Annotated in this window: 17 protein-coding genes; 13 read left to right on the top strand and 4 right to left on the bottom strand. The window is 68.7% G+C overall.

The genetic code is table 11. The features are described from left to right. Window positions 1-52: 52 nt before the first annotated feature. From ABD768_RS04715 to ABD768_RS04705, 3 genes are read left to right on the top strand one after another with little or no spacing between them, the layout of a single operon-like run. On the top strand, window positions 53-1,159 hold the full coding sequence (locus tag ABD768_RS04715) for a LolA family protein (protein ID WP_344837715.1): 1,107 nt from the start codon (window positions 53-55) through the stop codon (window positions 1,157-1,159). Window positions 1,160-1,161: 2 nt separating this feature from the next. Beyond that, window positions 1,162-2,091 (top strand): ABC transporter ATP-binding protein, encoded by a 930-nt coding sequence (locus ABD768_RS04710; RefSeq protein ID WP_344837712.1) that lies wholly within the window; start codon window positions 1,162-1,164, stop codon window positions 2,089-2,091. Further along, window positions 2,078-2,947, top strand: a complete 870-nt coding sequence (locus ABD768_RS04705) for an ABC transporter permease (RefSeq protein ID WP_344837709.1) — start codon at window positions 2,078-2,080, stop codon at window positions 2,945-2,947. Before ABD768_RS04710 ends, ABD768_RS04705 begins: the two co-directional genes overlap by 14 nt. Here ABD768_RS04705 and ABD768_RS04700 read toward each other — a convergent pair. Further along, window positions 2,937-3,620, bottom strand: a complete 684-nt coding sequence (locus tag ABD768_RS04700) for an alpha/beta fold hydrolase (RefSeq protein WP_344837706.1) — start codon at window positions 3,618-3,620, stop codon at window positions 2,937-2,939. The two genes, ABD768_RS04705 and ABD768_RS04700, sit on opposite strands and share 11 nt — an antisense overlap. Before the next feature lie 118 nt (window positions 3,621-3,738). Here ABD768_RS04700 and ABD768_RS04695 point away from each other — a divergent pair, with 118 nt between their 5' ends. After that, window positions 3,739-4,569 carry a putative RNA methyltransferase gene (locus ABD768_RS04695; RefSeq protein WP_344837703.1) on the top strand — a complete coding sequence of 277 codons (831 nt, stop codon included), beginning with the start codon at window positions 3,739-3,741 and terminating at the stop codon, window positions 4,567-4,569. 46 nt (window positions 4,570-4,615) lie between these two features. Here the strand turns inward: ABD768_RS04695 and ABD768_RS04690 are convergent, their stop codons facing one another. Further along, window positions 4,616-5,278 carry an FMN-dependent NADH-azoreductase gene (locus tag ABD768_RS04690; RefSeq protein ID WP_344837701.1) on the bottom strand — a complete coding sequence of 221 codons (663 nt, stop codon included), beginning with the start codon at window positions 5,276-5,278 and terminating at the stop codon, window positions 4,616-4,618. Between the two features lie 125 nt (window positions 5,279-5,403). Between ABD768_RS04690 and ABD768_RS04685 the strand changes: the two genes are divergently transcribed. After that, on the top strand, window positions 5,404-5,931 hold the full coding sequence (locus ABD768_RS04685; RefSeq protein ID WP_343977970.1) for a MarR family winged helix-turn-helix transcriptional regulator: 528 nt from the start codon (window positions 5,404-5,406) through the stop codon (window positions 5,929-5,931). Here the strand turns inward: ABD768_RS04685 and ABD768_RS04680 are convergent, their stop codons facing one another. Both ABD768_RS04680 and ABD768_RS04675 read right to left on the bottom strand, forming a co-directional pair. Further along, window positions 5,932-6,582: a response regulator transcription factor gene (locus tag ABD768_RS04680; protein WP_344837698.1), complete on the bottom strand. Its 651-nt coding sequence runs from the start codon at window positions 6,580-6,582 to the stop codon at window positions 5,932-5,934. 3 nt (window positions 6,583-6,585) lie between these two features. Continuing rightward, window positions 6,586-7,842, bottom strand: coding sequence for a sensor histidine kinase (locus ABD768_RS04675; RefSeq protein WP_344837696.1), 1,257 nt, complete (start codon window positions 7,840-7,842; stop codon window positions 6,586-6,588). A gap of 395 nt (window positions 7,843-8,237) precedes the next feature. Between ABD768_RS04675 and ABD768_RS04670 the strand changes: the two genes are divergently transcribed. From ABD768_RS04670 to ABD768_RS04635, 8 genes are read left to right on the top strand one after another with little or no spacing between them, the layout of a single operon-like run. Further along, on the top strand, window positions 8,238-9,287 hold the full coding sequence (locus ABD768_RS04670; protein WP_343977979.1) for an ABC transporter substrate-binding protein: 1,050 nt from the start codon (window positions 8,238-8,240) through the stop codon (window positions 9,285-9,287). Between the two features lies 1 nt (window position 9,288). Continuing rightward, window positions 9,289-10,086 (top strand): ABC transporter ATP-binding protein, encoded by a 798-nt coding sequence (locus ABD768_RS04665; protein ID WP_343977982.1) that lies wholly within the window; start codon window positions 9,289-9,291, stop codon window positions 10,084-10,086. After that, a complete protein-coding gene (locus ABD768_RS04660) occupies window positions 10,083-10,862 on the top strand; it encodes an ABC transporter permease (RefSeq protein WP_344837692.1) in 780 nt (259 codons plus the stop codon). The genes ABD768_RS04665 and ABD768_RS04660 overlap by 4 nt, the downstream gene beginning before the upstream one ends. Beyond that, on the top strand, window positions 10,859-11,947 hold the full coding sequence (locus ABD768_RS04655) for an Ldh family oxidoreductase (protein ID WP_344837689.1): 1,089 nt from the start codon (window positions 10,859-10,861) through the stop codon (window positions 11,945-11,947). The genes ABD768_RS04660 and ABD768_RS04655 overlap by 4 nt, the downstream gene beginning before the upstream one ends. Further along, window positions 11,947-12,342: a RidA family protein gene (locus tag ABD768_RS04650; protein ID WP_343977990.1), complete on the top strand. Its 396-nt coding sequence runs from the start codon at window positions 11,947-11,949 to the stop codon at window positions 12,340-12,342. Before ABD768_RS04655 ends, ABD768_RS04650 begins: the two co-directional genes overlap by 1 nt. Window positions 12,343-12,400: 58 nt before the next feature. After that, complete coding sequence (locus tag ABD768_RS04645) at window positions 12,401-13,273, top strand: fumarylacetoacetate hydrolase family protein (protein ID WP_344837685.1); 873 nt, start codon at window positions 12,401-12,403, stop codon at window positions 13,271-13,273. Next, window positions 13,270-13,977, top strand: coding sequence for a GntR family transcriptional regulator (locus tag ABD768_RS04640; RefSeq protein ID WP_343977995.1), 708 nt, complete (start codon window positions 13,270-13,272; stop codon window positions 13,975-13,977). Before ABD768_RS04645 ends, ABD768_RS04640 begins: the two co-directional genes overlap by 4 nt. Beyond that, the gene (locus ABD768_RS04635; RefSeq protein ID WP_344837682.1) at window positions 13,974-14,705 is read left to right on the top strand and encodes an SDR family NAD(P)-dependent oxidoreductase; all 732 of its coding nucleotides are present in this window, start codon (window positions 13,974-13,976) and stop codon (window positions 14,703-14,705) included. The genes ABD768_RS04640 and ABD768_RS04635 overlap by 4 nt, the downstream gene beginning before the upstream one ends. The last annotated feature ends 3 nt before the right edge of the window (window positions 14,706-14,708 follow it).

The following is a 14,708-nucleotide window of genomic DNA, read 5'->3' as shown; positions in this document are numbered from 1 at the left end:
ACGGACCCTGAGCGGCTTGGTTCGGCGGGTGCGCGGTGCGAGTCTTGTAGACATGGGTGCAGCGAAGCGCAGTCGACGGTGGTTGGTGCCGGTCACGGCAGTCGCAGTGGTCGCAGGGGTGGGGGCGTTCGGGCCGATGGTCGCGGACGCGTCTCCGGACCTGCCGGGGATCACCGCGCAGGAGCTGCTCGCCCGCGTCCAGACGGCCAAGGTCGACGGCCTGTCGGGCACGGTGAAGTCGTCGACCGATCTTGGTCTGCCGGCGCTGCCCGGGATGGACGGCCAAGCCACCCAGTTCCTCGACCTGCTGACCGGTGACCACACCGCGCGGGTCGCGTTCGCCGGGCCCGACAAGGCGCGCGTCTCGGTGCTCGACGACATGGCCGAGCGGGTGCTGACCACGGACGGCAAGACCGCGTGGGCCTATGACTCCGCCAAGCGCGAGGCGACCAAGATCGCGCTGCCCGCGCACGCGGCCAAGCCGGAGGTGGCGCCGGAGAAGCAGGCGTACGACCCGCAGGCCGTCGCGCAGAAGTTCCTCGCCGCGATCGACCCGACCACCAAGGTCGAGGTCAGCGGCACGGAGAAGGTGGCCGGCCGCGATGCGTACAAGCTGCGTCTCGTGCCGAAGACCGACCAGACGACGGTCGGCTCGGTGACGCTGGCCGTCGACTCGAAGACCTGGGTACCGCTGCAGGTGACCGTGATGCCGCGGACCGGCAAGGACCCGGCCGTGCAGCTCGGCTTCTCGGCCGTGTCCTTCGACGTACCGGCGGCCAGCACCTTCGCGTTCACGCCGCCGAAGGGTGTGAAGGTGACGGAGGAGAAGGTGCCGTCGAAGGCACCCGGCAAGCAGACCCCGCCGATCCTGCCGAAGCCTGGCACGCCGAAGCAGCCGTCGGTGCCGTCCGCGGACCGGCCGACCGTGATCGGCGAAGGCTGGAACGCCGTCGTCGAGCTCCGCGGCAAGGCGCAGACCGGCAACCCGGCACTCGACCAGCTGCTGGCCAAGGCGCCGACCGTGCAGGGCACGTGGGGCAGCGGCAAGATCCTCACCACCAAGATGGTCAACGCCCTGATCACCACCGACGGCCGGATCTTCACCGGCCTGGTCACCCCAGAAACCCTGCAATCCGCCGCCGCCAAGGCTCCGCGCTAACCGTGGATCCCATTGTCACCGCGGGGCTGACCAAGCGGTTCCGCAGTGGGCAGGTGGCGGTGGACGGGATCGATCTGGTTGTTCCGGCCGGAAGCGTGTTCGGGTTTCTCGGGCCGAACGGGTCGGGCAAGACGACGACCATCCGGATGCTGCTCGGGTTGATCGCGCCGACGTCCGGATCGGTCGAACTGCTTGGGGAGCCGATGCCGAAGGCACAGCTCTCCGTGTTGCCACGGGTAGGAGCGCTGGTTGAGGGGCCGGCCTTCTACCCGTTCTGGACCGGGCTGGCGAACCTGCTCCGGTTCGACGCCGCCGACCGCACCGCCGACCCACGGACGCGCAAGCTCCGCGCGGGTCAGGCGCTGGAGCGCGTTGGCCTGTCGAATGCGGCCGGTAAGAAGGTTCGTGCCTACTCACTCGGGATGCGTCAGCGCCTCGCGATCGCCGTCGCTCTGATGCAGCGTCGCGACCTCCTGGTGCTGGACGAGCCGACCAACGGCCTCGACCCGCAGGGCACCCGCGAGGTTCGCACGCTGATCCGTGAACTGGCCGGCGACGGTACGACGATCTTCACCTCGACCCACCTGCTGGCCGAGGTCGAGCAGGTCTGCACGCACGCGGCCGTGATGAGCCGCGGGCGGATCGTTCGCCAGTCGACGATGGCGGAGCTGCGTTCGGAGCTGCGCCCGCGGCTGGTGGTCCGGACGCCGGACCTCGAGCAGGCGATGAAGACGCTGGCCGGCCTCGGCGTCACCGACGTACGGCGGCTGGAAGAGACCGTCGACGGTGACGCGGGCGAGCTTCCGGTCGACAAGCTCGCTGCCGCGCTGGTGGCTGCTGACGTGCGGATTCATGGGTTCGGTCTGGAGCATCCCAGCCTCGAGGACGCCTTCGTCGCGCTGACCGGGGAGGGTTTCGATGTCGCTGAGTGAGACCGCGGATCGCCGCGACCTGGGGAACGTGCGACGGCCTACCGCTGGGCGGCACACCATCGCGCTCTTCGCCTCTGAGCTGCATCTGGTTTTCGGGCGGGCCCGGACCTGGGTGACGCTGGCGGTGCTCGCCGGCGTACCGGTGCTGGTCGGGGTCGCGATCAAGCTGTCCGGGTCCGACGGCGGCGAGGGATTCATCGGTCAGGTCGCGGGCAACGGGTTCTTCCTGGTGGTCGCGAGTCTCGGGTTGTCGCTGCCGTTCTTCCTGCCTACTGCCGTGACGGTCGTGGCCGGGGAGTCGCTGGCGGGCGAGGCGAGTCTCGGCACGCTGCGCAACATGCTGACGGCGCCGGCCGGGCGGTCGCGACTGCTCGCGGCGAAGCTGGTCGCGCTGGTGGTGTTCTGCCTGGCCGCGACGATGACGATCTTCTTGGCCGGGCTGATCGCGGGTGTGGTGCTGTTCCCGATCGGCGATGTCGTCTTGCTGTCGGGGACGACGGTCTCGCTGGCCGATGGACTCCTGCGGGCGTTCGGGATCGCGATCCTGGTCGCGTTGTCGTTGCTCGGGCTGGCCGGGGTCGGGTTGTTCGTGTCGTCGCTGACGTCGACCCCACTCGCGGCGATGGCGGCGACGTTCGGCGCGTTCATCGTGTTCGGCATCCTCGGGGCGATTCCGCAGATCTCCGAGATCCACCCCTGGCTGTTGATGTACGGCTGGCCGTCGTTCGCCGACCTGCTCCGGGATCCGCCGTACTGGGATGCGATCATCCGCAATCTCCTCCTCCAGGCCGCGTACCTGTTCGTCTTCTACACCGCAGCCTGGGCCCGCCTGACCACCCGGGACATCAACAGCTAGCCAGCCAGGTAGCTGCCTGGGTGGTGATGATCTGGGCTAGTTCGGTGGGGGCTTCGTGGGCGATCAGGTGTCCGGCGGTGGGGACTTGGGTGACTGTGGCCGCGGGGTTGGTGGTGCGGAAGCTGTTTACCTCGGCGTCGGTGAGGGGTGAGGTTGGCCCGGCTCGGACAAGGTGGATGGGGAGCTTGAGCATTGCGGCTGTCGCCAGGAGGTCGGGAGTGTGGTTGAAGATGTCTTCGACCAGGGCGTCGTGGGTGCGGAGGTCGCGGTCGGCCAGCCAGGCGCGGACGCGGGCTGGGTCGGGGTTGGGGACTACGTCGATGAGGATCAGGCCGGCCAGGGCTTGAGCGGTGGGTAGGGCGGCGAGGGCTGCGATAGCTGCCAGTCCGCCGAGTGAGGCTCCGACTGCGACGACCGGGGGTGGCTCGCTGTGGATCATCGCGGCCACGTCCGCAGCGATCGGCGCGAGCTTCGTCGCAGCTCCCGAGCTGTCGCCGTGACCTCGGAGGTCGTAGGCCACGGTTCGTAGCGAGCAGTGGTTCAGGAATGCGGTGACGGGGGTCCATACGGCGCGGGTTTCGCCTCCGGCGTGGAGTAGGAGAACGGTGGGGCCGGTGCCGGTTGCGGTGCCTCGTAGGGCGGCGTCGGGGCGGGTGAGGGTGAGTTCGGTCATGGACGGGCTCCTTGCCTTGAGGTATCAAGGTAGGCTGATTGCCTTGAGGGGTCAAGGTAGGACGCGTCAACTCCGGCTCGCCCTCGGGGTCGGGCCGGCTCCTCGGTAGTCTCCGGGGGTGCGTGCTGAGTTGGTTTCCGTGTTGCGTTGTCCGGTGTGTGGTGACGGGCTGGCGCTGAGTGGGCGCACGGCGAGCTGTCCGCGCAAGCATGCGTTCGACCTGGCCAAGCAGGGCTATCTCAACCTGTTGCCCTCGGCGTCCAGCGGAATCGACGGCGATTCGGCGGAGATGGTCGAGGCTCGGGAGCGATTTCTTGCCGAGGGCTTCTACGCGCCGATCCGGCAGGCGCTGATTGCGGCCGCGGGGGAGGGCGACGGGCTGGTTGTCGAGGTCGGCGCCGGCACCGGCTATTACCTCGCGGGTGTGGTTGCGGCCGGGGCCGAACGGTCAGGGATGGCGCTGGATGTTTCCCGGTACGCCGCCAAGCGCGCGGCGCGGGTGGACTCGGAGCGGATCGGGTCCGTGGTGTGTGATGCGTGGCGGGAATTGCCCGTGCGGGACGGCGCCGCGCAGGTTGTGCTGAATGTGTTTGCGCCGCGGAACGCGACCGAGATGGCGCGGGTGCTGGCGCCGGGTGGACGGCTGCTTGTGGTTACTCCGAATCAAGGGCATCTCAAGGAGCTGATCGAGGTGCTGGGGATGGTTCGGGTCGACGACGAGAAGGAGCGGCGGCTCAGTGACTCGCTGGGCGGCGTGTTCGCACGGACCAGCGGCGAGGTCGTCGAGGCCGCGATGCGGCTCGACCATGAGGCGGTCGAGCAGTTGGTCGCGATGACGCCGAGTGCGCGGCATACGGAGAAGGCCGCGTTGGCGGAGCGGATCGCAGTACTGGCTGATCCGGTCGAGGTGACGCTGTCGGTCACTCTGTCCACCTGGAAGACCGTCTGATCTAGTGCCGGCTCGAGCACGGCACTGGAGGCAGACGGCTTGTGTGCTAGGCCGCGGCGAGTTCCTTGGCGACGGCGGCGGCGTGCTCCTTGGCGGTGATGTGTGCCTCTTCCTCGGCGATCTTCGAGGCCGGGATCAGCTCAGCCATCGCCGGGGTGACCGACGCCAGGGTGAGCTCGGCGACGGCCTTGCGGACGTTCATCCCGAAGACGTCGCCGAAGATGCGCTCCAGGTACGGCGTGGCGTGGTCCCAGCCGTCGCGCGGGGTGCCGGGGCCGTAGCCGCCGCCACGAGCCAGAGTGAAGATGACGGGCTTGCCCCGGAGCGGGCCGTCGCCGGCCGCGAGTTCTTGCTCGGAGACCAGCACGTCGATCCAGGTCTTCACGTGCTGGGAGATCCCATAGTTGTAGAGCGGTACCGCGAGCAGTACCGCGTCGGCGTTCTTGATCTCGGCGATGAGGTCATCGGCCAGTGCCAGCGCCTCGGTGGAGTCCGCGCGGTCGGCGTCGGGGGCCGCGTCGAAGCCCATCTTGGCGCTGATCACAGCCGGCCAGACGTTGGCGGGAATGGGGTGCTGACCGAGGTCACGCCGGACCACGACGCCGTCCGGGTGCTCCGCGCGCCAGGCGGCCTCGGCGCTGTCGGCCAGCGCTCGGCTGACGGATCCGTCGACCCGGATGCTGGCGTCGACGCGAAGGAGGGTGGTCATGTCGTTCCTTTCGACAAACTGCTGGGGGCTGCTCGATGTGAGCTGCCTTCAAGATAGTCTTAGTCACAGAACATATTCAAGTTAGATCGTATTCCTCGTGGCGTAGACCACGTAGGATGGGAGGCATGAGCAGTTCGTCGCCTGAGGTGGGCACCCGGGCAGTCCGCGGGACTCCGGTCGAGGAGGACCTCGGCTGGGCGCTGGGCGTCGTCTTCCGGCGGTACGCCAAGGCGGCCGCGGACGCGCTGACCGACATCCCGGGCGGTCCGCGGGGCTATCAAGTGCTCGCGACCACGATCCGGGAAGAGCCGAAGCGCCAGCTCGATCTGGCCGCCCACCTGGGCGTCGATCGCACGGTGATGACCTATCTCCTGGACGACCTGGAGAAGGCCGGTCTGGTGCAGCGGCAGCCCGACCCGACCGACCGCCGGGCCCGGCTGATCGCGCCGACCGAGCAGGGCAAGGAAGTGCTCTGCGATCTCGAGCGCCGGCTCCAGGCCCGTGAGGACCAGGTCATGAGCGGCCTCGACGACGGCGAGCGGATGGTCTTCCGGATGCTGCTCCAGCGGATCGCGCTCCAGGCCAACCAGATCGACCCGCTGCACAACGCCTGTTCACTGGCCGAAGAGACCGTCGACCCGGCCGACACGTAACTAACGCAGTGGGACGAAGCCCGATTCGTACGCCTGGATGACGGCCTGCGTCCGGTCCCGGGCGCCCAGCTTGGACAGCAGGTTGGCGACGTGCGTCTTGATCGTCTGCACGCCGAGGATGAGCTCGCTCGCGATCTCCGCGTTCGACAGCCCGCGCGCCATCAGCCGCAGTACCTCCTGCTCGCGCTCGGTCAGCTGGAACTCCTCCAGCCCGGTCGACTGCTGCTCGGTCACATGCGCGAGTGCCAGCGCCCGGATCGCCTCGGGGAACAGCAGCGACTCGCTGCCCGCGACCGTACGGATCGCCGCGATGATGTCGTCCGGGGGAGTGCGCTTGAGCAGGAACCCGGACGCGCCGGCCCGCAGTGCGTCGTACACGTAGTCGTCGTTCTCGAAGGTGGTCACGACCAGCACCCGCGGCGCCGGATCGAGGCCGTCCAGCAGCAGCCGGGTCGCCTGGATGCCGTCGACGGCGGGCATCCGGACGTCCATCAGCACGACGTCAGGCCGGGTACGCCGGACTACCGAAAGCACCTCCGCGCCATCACCGGCCTCGCCGACGACCCGCAGATCGGACTCCGCGTCGATGATGGCGCGCAACCCGCTCCGGATCAGCGGCTCGTCGTCCACTACGACCACAGAGATCTCCACCAGTTACCCCTTCGTTGTGACGGCGACGGGCAGGGTCACCGCGAGCCGCCAGCGATCCGCGACCAGACCGGCTTCGACGGTGCCGCGCAGTACGGCGACCCTTTCACGGATACCGGCCAATCCCCGGCCACCGCCCGAGTTGTCAGCAGCACCAGCGGCCACCGGGTTGGTCAGCTCGAGCAACAGCCCCGACTTGTCCAGGTTGATCAACAGGTCGACGCTCACCTCACCCGCCGGATGCCCCGCGTGCCGGATCGCGTTGGTGAGCCCTTCCTGAACGATCCGGTACGCCTCCCGCGAGACCGCCGCCGGCAACTGCTCAAGATCTCCGGTACGCCGTACGCCGACCGTGATCCCGCCCGCCCGAGTCGCTTCGACCAGCCGGGTGAGGTTCCCGAGCGTCGCCTGAGGGGCCGTCGCAGAACCCGGCCGGCGATCGTCGCGGAGCAACCCGAGCACGTGATCGAGATCGGCGAGGGCGGCCCGGGCCGACGTCTCCATCGCGGCCAGCGCCGTCTCGGCGAAGGCAGGATCGGTCGCCAGCACCCTTCGCGCGGCAGCCGCCTGGATGGTGACCAGGCTGAGCGCATGGCCGACGCTGTCGTGCAGCTCGCGGGCCAATCGGTTGCGCTCGGCAAGGGTCGCCGTCCGGCGCTCGAGCAACTCGATCCGCTCGGCAGGCGTCGGCCCGAGCAGCCGGGGTGCGGCGTACGCGAGCAGGGCGCCGATCCCGGCGGACAACAGGATCAGCCCGATCACCGCCACGATCGTTGCCAACGGCATCCAGAGGTCGGTCCACCCGCCGGTGATCCGGTAGTGCACGCCGGGTATCAGCTCGCGCCGGCCGGGGGAGCGGAAGGGGGCCGCGATCAGGACGGCGCCGAGGCCGAAGACGATCGTGGAGAGCACGCCGACGAAACCGCCGGCGGCCAGGTGGAGGCAGAACCAGGTCGTCGTCCGGCGTCGCTGCGGCCAGGTCCGGGACGGGCCGAGCGGCCGTTCCTCGAAGCGGACGCCGAGCAGGGACTCGACCGCGATGCCTTCCACCTCGCGCACGGCGGGCAAGGTGCCCAGCACCAGCGGCGGGAGGGCGGCGATCAGGACGATGAAGATCGCCGACAGCGCTCCGGGCAGCTCCAGGCCGTCGAGCAGTGAGGCGAGGCCGCTGTCGACCAGGATGAAGGCGAGCACCAGGGCGGCGCCGAGCAGCAGGTAGACCCATCGCAGATAGGTCGACCCCCGGACCAGCACGTTCGCCACCCCGTCATCCTCCCAGTCCGGCGGTCCGGCCACCTCCCTCCGCCGAGGGATACGTTTGCAGGTCCGGGTCGGTTCCCGGTGTGCGAGAGCGTTTGCATGATCGACGTCACAGTCCGGCCGGGTTTACACAAATTTGTCCTGCGGCGACCCGGTTGGGACTCGATCGACGTCGCGATCTGCTGTCGGTGCGGGTACGGTCTGTGGTCGGGGCGGGGTGCTGGTCCGGTGACGGAGCGGCATGGGGAATCGGCTCCTGGACGGGCGGCAGTCGGATTCTGAGGGGATCCGGACAGTGTTGGCTAGGCCACGTAAAGACACTGTGAAGTCCCCGAGGGCCGATTGACCACCCTTCCATATTTGATGTTTGATCAAATATCGGAGAGGAGAAGTCCAGCATGAGGTTCAGACGTTCGGCCGTCGCCCTGGTCGCAGTGCTTGCACTGGCTACCGGGATGAGCGCGTGCAACGACGACAGCAAGACCGGCACGAACGGGGAAGCGAAACTGGAGAAGGTCAGCTACCTGACCTCTTTCGGCACCTTTGGCCGCGAGGCCTATGCCTATGTCGCCCTGGAGAAGGGCTACTTCAAGGATGCCGGCTTCGACGTGACGATCACGCCGGGCAAGGGCACCGTCGACGTGATGAAGATCGTGGCCGGCGGCCAGGCCGACTACGGCATCGGCGACTTCACCGCGCTGATGATCACGCTGGCCAAGCAGAAGCTTCCGGTCACCACGGTCGGGATGATCCAGCAGCGCTCGATGGCGGCGATCGTCGGCCTCGAGGGCGGTCAGATCAAGGACCGCGACCCGAAGTCGCTGATGAAGGCCAACGGCGAGAAGACCCGGATCCTGGACCAGCCCGGTTCGACCAACCAGGTCACCTTCCCGCTGTACGCCCAGCAGGCCGGGGTGGACACGTCGAAGGTCGAGTTCGTCCCGTCGCCGCCGCCGGCGCTGGCCGGGCTGCTCGCCGCCAACAAGGGCGACGGCATCGGCCAGTTCGTGGTCGGCGTCCCGCTGGTCGAGGCGGCCGACAAGGAGAAGCACCGCAAGGCCGTCGTACTGCCGTACGGCGACAAGGTGAAGGACCTCTACGGCAACGCCATCATCGCCCGCGACGACCTGGTCAAGGACCACCCGGCGCAGGTGCAGAAGTTCACCGCGGCGCTGCTCAAGGGCATGGACGACGCGCTGGCCGATCCGGCCGCGGCGGCCAAGATCCTCAAGAAGTACGTTCCGGACACCAATGAAGAGGTGGCCACCAAGGAACTCCAGCTGATGAAGCCCTACGTGAAGCCGGACGGCTACACCGGGGTGGCCGGTGGCGTCGAGACCGACCGGGTCGAGCGCGTCATCGCCGACCTGGTGAAGTACAACGTCATCGCCGCGGGATCGATCAAGCCGGCCGACGTGGTCGACACCGACCTGACTCCCAAGGGCTGACATGATCCGGCTGGACGGTGTGGGGCAGGTCTTCGAGGGCCGCGGCGGACAGGTCCGCGCGCTCGAGGAGATCGACCTGCACGTCCAGGAGAACGAGTTCGTCACGGTGATCGGCCGGTCCGGGTGTGGCAAGTCCACCCTGCTCCGGCTGATCGCCGGACTGCTGCCGCCGACGTCCGGCGGGGTCGAGGTGGCCGGTGCGGCCGTCACCGGCCCGCGCCGGGACGTCTCCTTCATGTTCCAGCGACCGGCGCTGCTGCCGTGGCGGTCGGTCGTCTCGAACGTGATGCTGCCGGTGGAGATCTCCGGCGGCGACTCCGAGCGCAGCAAGGCGCAGTACCGCGACCGGGCGCAGGAGTTGCTCGAACTGGTCGGGCTGAAGGGCTTCGAGAACCGGCTCCCGCACGAGCTGTCCGGCGGCATGCAGCAGCGGGTCTCGCTGTGCCGGTCGCTGATCCGCAGCCCCAAGGTGATGCTGATGGACGAGCCGTTCTCGGCGCTCGACGCGCTGACCCGGACCGAGCTGTCGGCGGAGCTGCAGCGGATCCAGATGGAGCTCGCGACCACCATCGTCTTCGTCACCCACTCGATCGAGGAAGCCGTCGTGCTGGCCGACCGGGTGGTCGTGCTGACGCCCCGGCCGGGCCGGCTGCGCGAGATCGTCGAGATCGACATCCCGCGTCCTCGCACGCTGGGGCACAACGCGCACCTGGCCGAGGTGGCCCAGATCAGCGCGCAGCTGCACAGCCTGCTGTCCGAGCAGGAGCGCCCCGTCGACCTGCCCGAGGCACGGCGATGACGAACCGCTCCTGGCTCACACATTCCCGTACCGCCGCAGTCCTGCTGCCCGTCGTCGGGCTGATCCTCGCGCTGGCTCTGTGGTGGGTCGCCACCATCGTCTTCTCGGTCGACTCGTACCTGCTGCCGAACCCGGGCGAGGTGGTGAGCGCCTTCCTGGACCAGCCTGGCTACCTGCTCGGGCACACCTGGACTTCACTGGTGGAGACGGTCGAAGGCTTCCTGCTGTCGATCGTGGTGGGTGTACCGGTCGCGCTGCTGATCGTGCGCTCGGTAGTGGTGGAGCGGCTGCTCTATCCGCTGCTGCTGGCCGTCAACGCGATCCCGAAGATCGCCATCGCGCCACTGCTGGTCGTGTGGTTCGGTTTCGGGCAGTGGCCGAAGGTGCTGCTGGTCCTGCTGGTCTGCTTCTTCCCGATCGTGATCTCGACCGCCACCGGGATGAAGTCGACGCCGGCCGACCTGGTCGAGCTGCTCAAGTCGCTGAACGCCAGCAAGACGCAGGAGTTCTTCAAGCTCCGGCTGCGGTACGCGCTGCCGCAGATCTTCACCGGGCTGAAGGTCGCGATCTCGCTGGCCGTGATCGGGTCGGTGATCGCCGAGTTCGTCGGCGCCACCTCCGGCCTGGGGTACGTGATCACCAGCTCCGGCGCCAACGCCGACACCGCGCTGGCCTTCGCCGCCATGACGATGCTGAGCATCCTGGCCATCATCTTGTTCTACGCACTGGTACTGCTGGAACACCTGCTGCTCCCGTGGGCACGGGAGACCAGGTGACCACCCAGGCCTCTGACGCCGACCGCCGGGTTCTCGTCCGGCCGGCCTGGCTCGAGGCGACCGTCTCCGCCGTCTTCACCGCGCTCGGCTTCGAGCCGACCGACGCGACCCGGATCGCCGTCGCGCTGGTCGAGGCGGACCTGCGCGGCGTCAGCTCGCACGGCGTGATGCTCGTCCCGATGTACGTCGAACGCCTGAACGCCGGTGGGGTGACCCGGGAACACGAGCTCGACATCCTGCACGACGCCGGCGCGGCCCTGGTCGCGGATGCGCGCGGCGGGATGGGGCAACTGTCCAGCCCGCAGGCGATGGGCCACGCGATCGAGCGGGCCGGCCGGTACGGGATCGGGCTGGTCTCGGTCCGCAACGCGCACCACTTCGGCGCGGCCAGCCGGTGGGCGATGCAGGCTGCGCAGGCGGGCTGCCTGGGGATCGCGATGTCGAACACGACGCCGCTGATGCCGGCACCCGGTGGGGCCGAGCGGATCGTCGGGAACAACCCGTTGGCGATCGCGGTACCGACGGAGGCCGGCCCGGAGATCGTGCTGGACATGGCGTTGTCGGCCGTTGCTCTGGGCAAGATTCGGCTGGCTGCTTCGGCAGGGCGGCCGATCCCGGACAGTTGGGCCACGGACCAGTCCGGCGTACCGACGACGGACGCTGAGGACGCGGTGCTGGGGATGCTGCTGCCGGCCGCCGGGCACAAGGGGTTCGGGCTGGCGTTGATGATCGACGTGCTGACCGGAGTGCTGAGCGGTGGCGGTTGGGGTGACCAGGTGCGGCCGCTGTACCGCGAGCCGGACCGGCCCAACGACTGTGCGCATCTGTTCCTCGCGATCGACCCGGAGTTGCTGGGTGGGATCGATGGCTTCCGGCAGCGCTCGTCGGCGCTGGCGGCCAAAGTACGCGGTAGCGCGACGGCTCCCGGGGTGGACCGGCTTTTCCTGCCGGGGGAGATCGAGGCCGATCGGGCCGCGAAGCAGCGGCGCAACGGCGTACTGATCGAGAGGTCGGGACTGGACGGACTGCTGCAGGCCGCGCGTGCGGTCGGCGCCGTCGTCCCGACGGGAGGGGTGCTGAGCTGATGGCGAAGACACAACTGACCAGCGCGGCGCTGCGGAGCCCGAACGGGGTGTTCTCGCAGGCGACCACGATCGAGGCGACCGGCCGGCTGGTGTTCGTCTCCGGGATGACCGCCCGGACGCCGGACGGCACGATCGTCGGTGTCGGCGATGTCCGGGAACAGACCCGGCAGGTCTGCGAGAACGTGCGCGCCGCGGTCGTCGAGGCCGGCGGCACGCTGGACGACGTCTGCCGGGTGGACGTGTACGTCCGCAACATGGAGGACTTCGCGAAGATCCACGAGATCCGCGCGCAGTACTTCCAGGAGCCGCTGCCCGCCTCGACGATGGTCGAGGTCAGCAAGCTGGCCCACCCTGACTACCTGATCGAGATCTCCGCGATCGCGGTGATCCCATGAGTGGCAACACGCAGCCGGGGAGGGGTGATTCAAGTGCGCGGCGTCGAGTGGACCTGAGATGCGGTTCGTGACGATCGAACACGCGGGGCGTGAGTGGCCCGGCGTACTGGACGGCGAGGATGTCGTCCTGCTGCAGGCTTCGGACCTGGTCTCGGTGATCGAGGCCGGGACGGCCGGAGTGGTTGCCGCGCGCAACGAGCTGGCCACCGGCGAACGGTTGCCGTTGGCATCGGTGTCGTTGCGCGCGCCGTTGCGGCGGTTCCGCCGCGACGTGTTGTGCACCGGCTGGAACTACTGGGACCACTTCGAGGAGAGCAAGGGCAAGCGCGACGGCCAGGACGTCGACCGGCCCGAGCACCCGACCTTCTTCACCAAGGGTCCGGACGTGGTGACCGGCCCGTACGACGAGATCGCGTACGACCCGGCGATCTCGGCCAAGTGGGACTACGAGGCGGAGCTGGCGCTGGTGATCGGCAAGGCCGGGCGCAGCATCCCGGTCGCCGACGCGCTGGACCACGTCTGGGGCTACACGCTGGCCAACGACGTGTCGCAGCGCGACCTGCAGCGTCAGCACGGTGGCCAGTGGCTCAAGGGCAAGAGCATCGACCAGACCATGCCGCTCGGCCCGTGGATCGTGACCGCCGACGAGCTCGGCGACCCGCAGGACGTGCACCTGCAGTGCCTGCTCAACGGTGAGGTCATGCAGGACGCCTCGACCAAACAGATGGCGTACGACGTGGCGACGCTGATCAGTGAGCTGTCGTTCGGGATGACCCTGCGTCCGGGCGACCTGCTGCTGACGGGCACTCCCGCCGGTATCGGCAATGCCCGCGAGCCACAGGTGTTCCTGGCCGAGGGCGACGAGGTAGTGACCCGCGCGGACAAGATCGGCGAGCTGCGCAACACACTGGTCTACCGGGAACTCGCATGAGCAGCCGGTTGGAGCTACTGCCCGGTGGCGGCCGCGGTGGTCGCCGTACGTTGGCAGAGACGGCCGCTGCCGAGCTGCACCAGCTCATCCTGTCCGGCGAGCTCCCTAGCGGTACTCCGCTCCGCCTGGTCGAGCTGGCCAACCGTCTGGACATGAGCCAGATGCCTGTCCGCGAAGGCCTTCGCCGGCTGGAGGCGCTCGGCCTGGTCGACATCATCCCGCACAAGGGCGCCTGGGTCCGGGAGCTGTCGCTGGAGGACCTGCACGACACCCATGAGACCAGGCTCGCGCTGGAGAGTCTCGCAGTACGGGCTGCTGCTGAGCACTTCGGCGACGAGGACGCAGAGAAGGCCCGCGTCGCATTGGCCGAACTGCTGCAGCTCTCGCGGTCCGAGGACTCGATCGGCGCTCGGCAGGCCCATGCCGACTTCCACTTCGCTCTGTACCGGGCCGGTGGGTCGCAGTGGCTTGCACGGGCTATCGAGCCGGTGTGGCAGAACAGCGAGCGCTACCGGTTCGGGAGTCGGCAGACGGCGTTCCAGATCGAGCGGAACCGGCAGGAGCACCAGGCGATCCTGGACGCGTGTATCGCCCGGGACGCAGACGCTGCGGAGCAGGCCCTGCGCAACCACCTCGCTGGTGCGGTACAGCGGATCACCGAGACGATGACCTCCAAGCAGTCACAGCGCGAGGGGACGTCATGAAGGTGAGCTTCGACGCGACCGGCTCGGTCGTCATCATCACTGGTGGAGCACAGGGCATCGGTGCGGCTCTGGCTGCTGCGGTGGTTGGCTGCGGCGGTACTGCCGTGGTCTTCGACCTGGTCGCGGGTGGCCTGTCCGGGGTCGAGTACGTCGAGGTGGACGTGGCGGACCGGGGCGCTGTGCTCGAGGCAGTGGATGGGGTGATCGAGCGGCACGGGCGGATCGACGGGCTGGTCGCTGGGGCCGCTGTGCAGCCACGTGCTGCTGTGCTGGACATGGCGTCGGAGCAGTGGACCAGGACGCTCCAGGTGAACCTCGATGGTGTCGTCTGGGTCTGCCAGGCAGTAGTGCCGCACATGGTCTCGGCGCGCAGCGGGTCGGTGGTCGTGTTCACGTCGGGGATGGCAGCGACCGGGTTCCCGGGCGCGGCGGCGTACGCGTCGAGCAAGGCGGCGCTGGGGGCCTTCGCCCGGACGCTGGCGGCCGAGGTGGCCGAGCACCGGGTCCGGGTGAACGTGATCGCCCCGGGGGTGATCGACACCGAGCAGTTCCGCTCTGCCAACATCGGTGCCGACTTGGAGCACTGGCGTGACACGACTGGGATCGGCGATGCCGAGGATGTGGTCGGCCCGTTGCTGTTCCTGTTGTCCGACGCGGCCGCGATGACCGGATCGCAGCTGACCCGTGAACGGGTCTTCGCCCGGCTAGAGACCTTCAAGGAGAGCTAGACA

Origin of the sequence: Kribbella ginsengisoli (genome assembly GCF_039537185.1) — a bacterium.
Classification (GTDB): Bacteria; Actinomycetota; Actinomycetes; order Propionibacteriales; family Kribbellaceae; genus Kribbella; species Kribbella koreensis.
Note: the sequence above shows the minus strand (reverse complement) of the source record. Positions and strands in the feature narration are given on the sequence as shown.

Bases quoted from the DNA above. Each gene is read 5' to 3' on its own strand.
- ABD768_RS04715 (WP_344837715.1), top strand. From the start codon at position 53: ATGGGTGCAGCGAAGCGCAGTCGACGGTGGTTGGTGCCGGTCACGGCA.
- ABD768_RS04705 (WP_344837709.1), top strand. From the start codon at position 2,078: ATGTCGCTGAGTGAGACCGCGGATCGCCGCGACCTGGGGAACGTGCGA.
- ABD768_RS04700 (WP_344837706.1), bottom strand. From the start codon at position 3,620: ATGACCGAACTCACCCTCACCCGCCCCGACGCCGCCCTACGAGGCACC.
- ABD768_RS04690 (WP_344837701.1), bottom strand. From the start codon at position 5,278: ATGACCACCCTCCTTCGCGTCGACGCCAGCATCCGGGTCGACGGATCC.
- ABD768_RS04685 (WP_343977970.1), top strand. From the start codon at position 5,404: ATGAGCAGTTCGTCGCCTGAGGTGGGCACCCGGGCAGTCCGCGGGACT.
- ABD768_RS04670 (WP_343977979.1), top strand. From the start codon at position 8,238: ATGAGGTTCAGACGTTCGGCCGTCGCCCTGGTCGCAGTGCTTGCACTG.
- ABD768_RS04665 (WP_343977982.1), top strand. From the start codon at position 9,289: ATGATCCGGCTGGACGGTGTGGGGCAGGTCTTCGAGGGCCGCGGCGGA.
- ABD768_RS04660 (WP_344837692.1), top strand. From the start codon at position 10,083: ATGACGAACCGCTCCTGGCTCACACATTCCCGTACCGCCGCAGTCCTG.
- ABD768_RS04650 (WP_343977990.1), top strand. From the start codon at position 11,947: ATGGCGAAGACACAACTGACCAGCGCGGCGCTGCGGAGCCCGAACGGG.
- ABD768_RS04645 (WP_344837685.1), top strand. From the start codon at position 12,401: ATGCGGTTCGTGACGATCGAACACGCGGGGCGTGAGTGGCCCGGCGTA.
- ABD768_RS04640 (WP_343977995.1), top strand. From the start codon at position 13,270: ATGAGCAGCCGGTTGGAGCTACTGCCCGGTGGCGGCCGCGGTGGTCGC.
- ABD768_RS04635 (WP_344837682.1), top strand. From the start codon at position 13,974: ATGAAGGTGAGCTTCGACGCGACCGGCTCGGTCGTCATCATCACTGGT.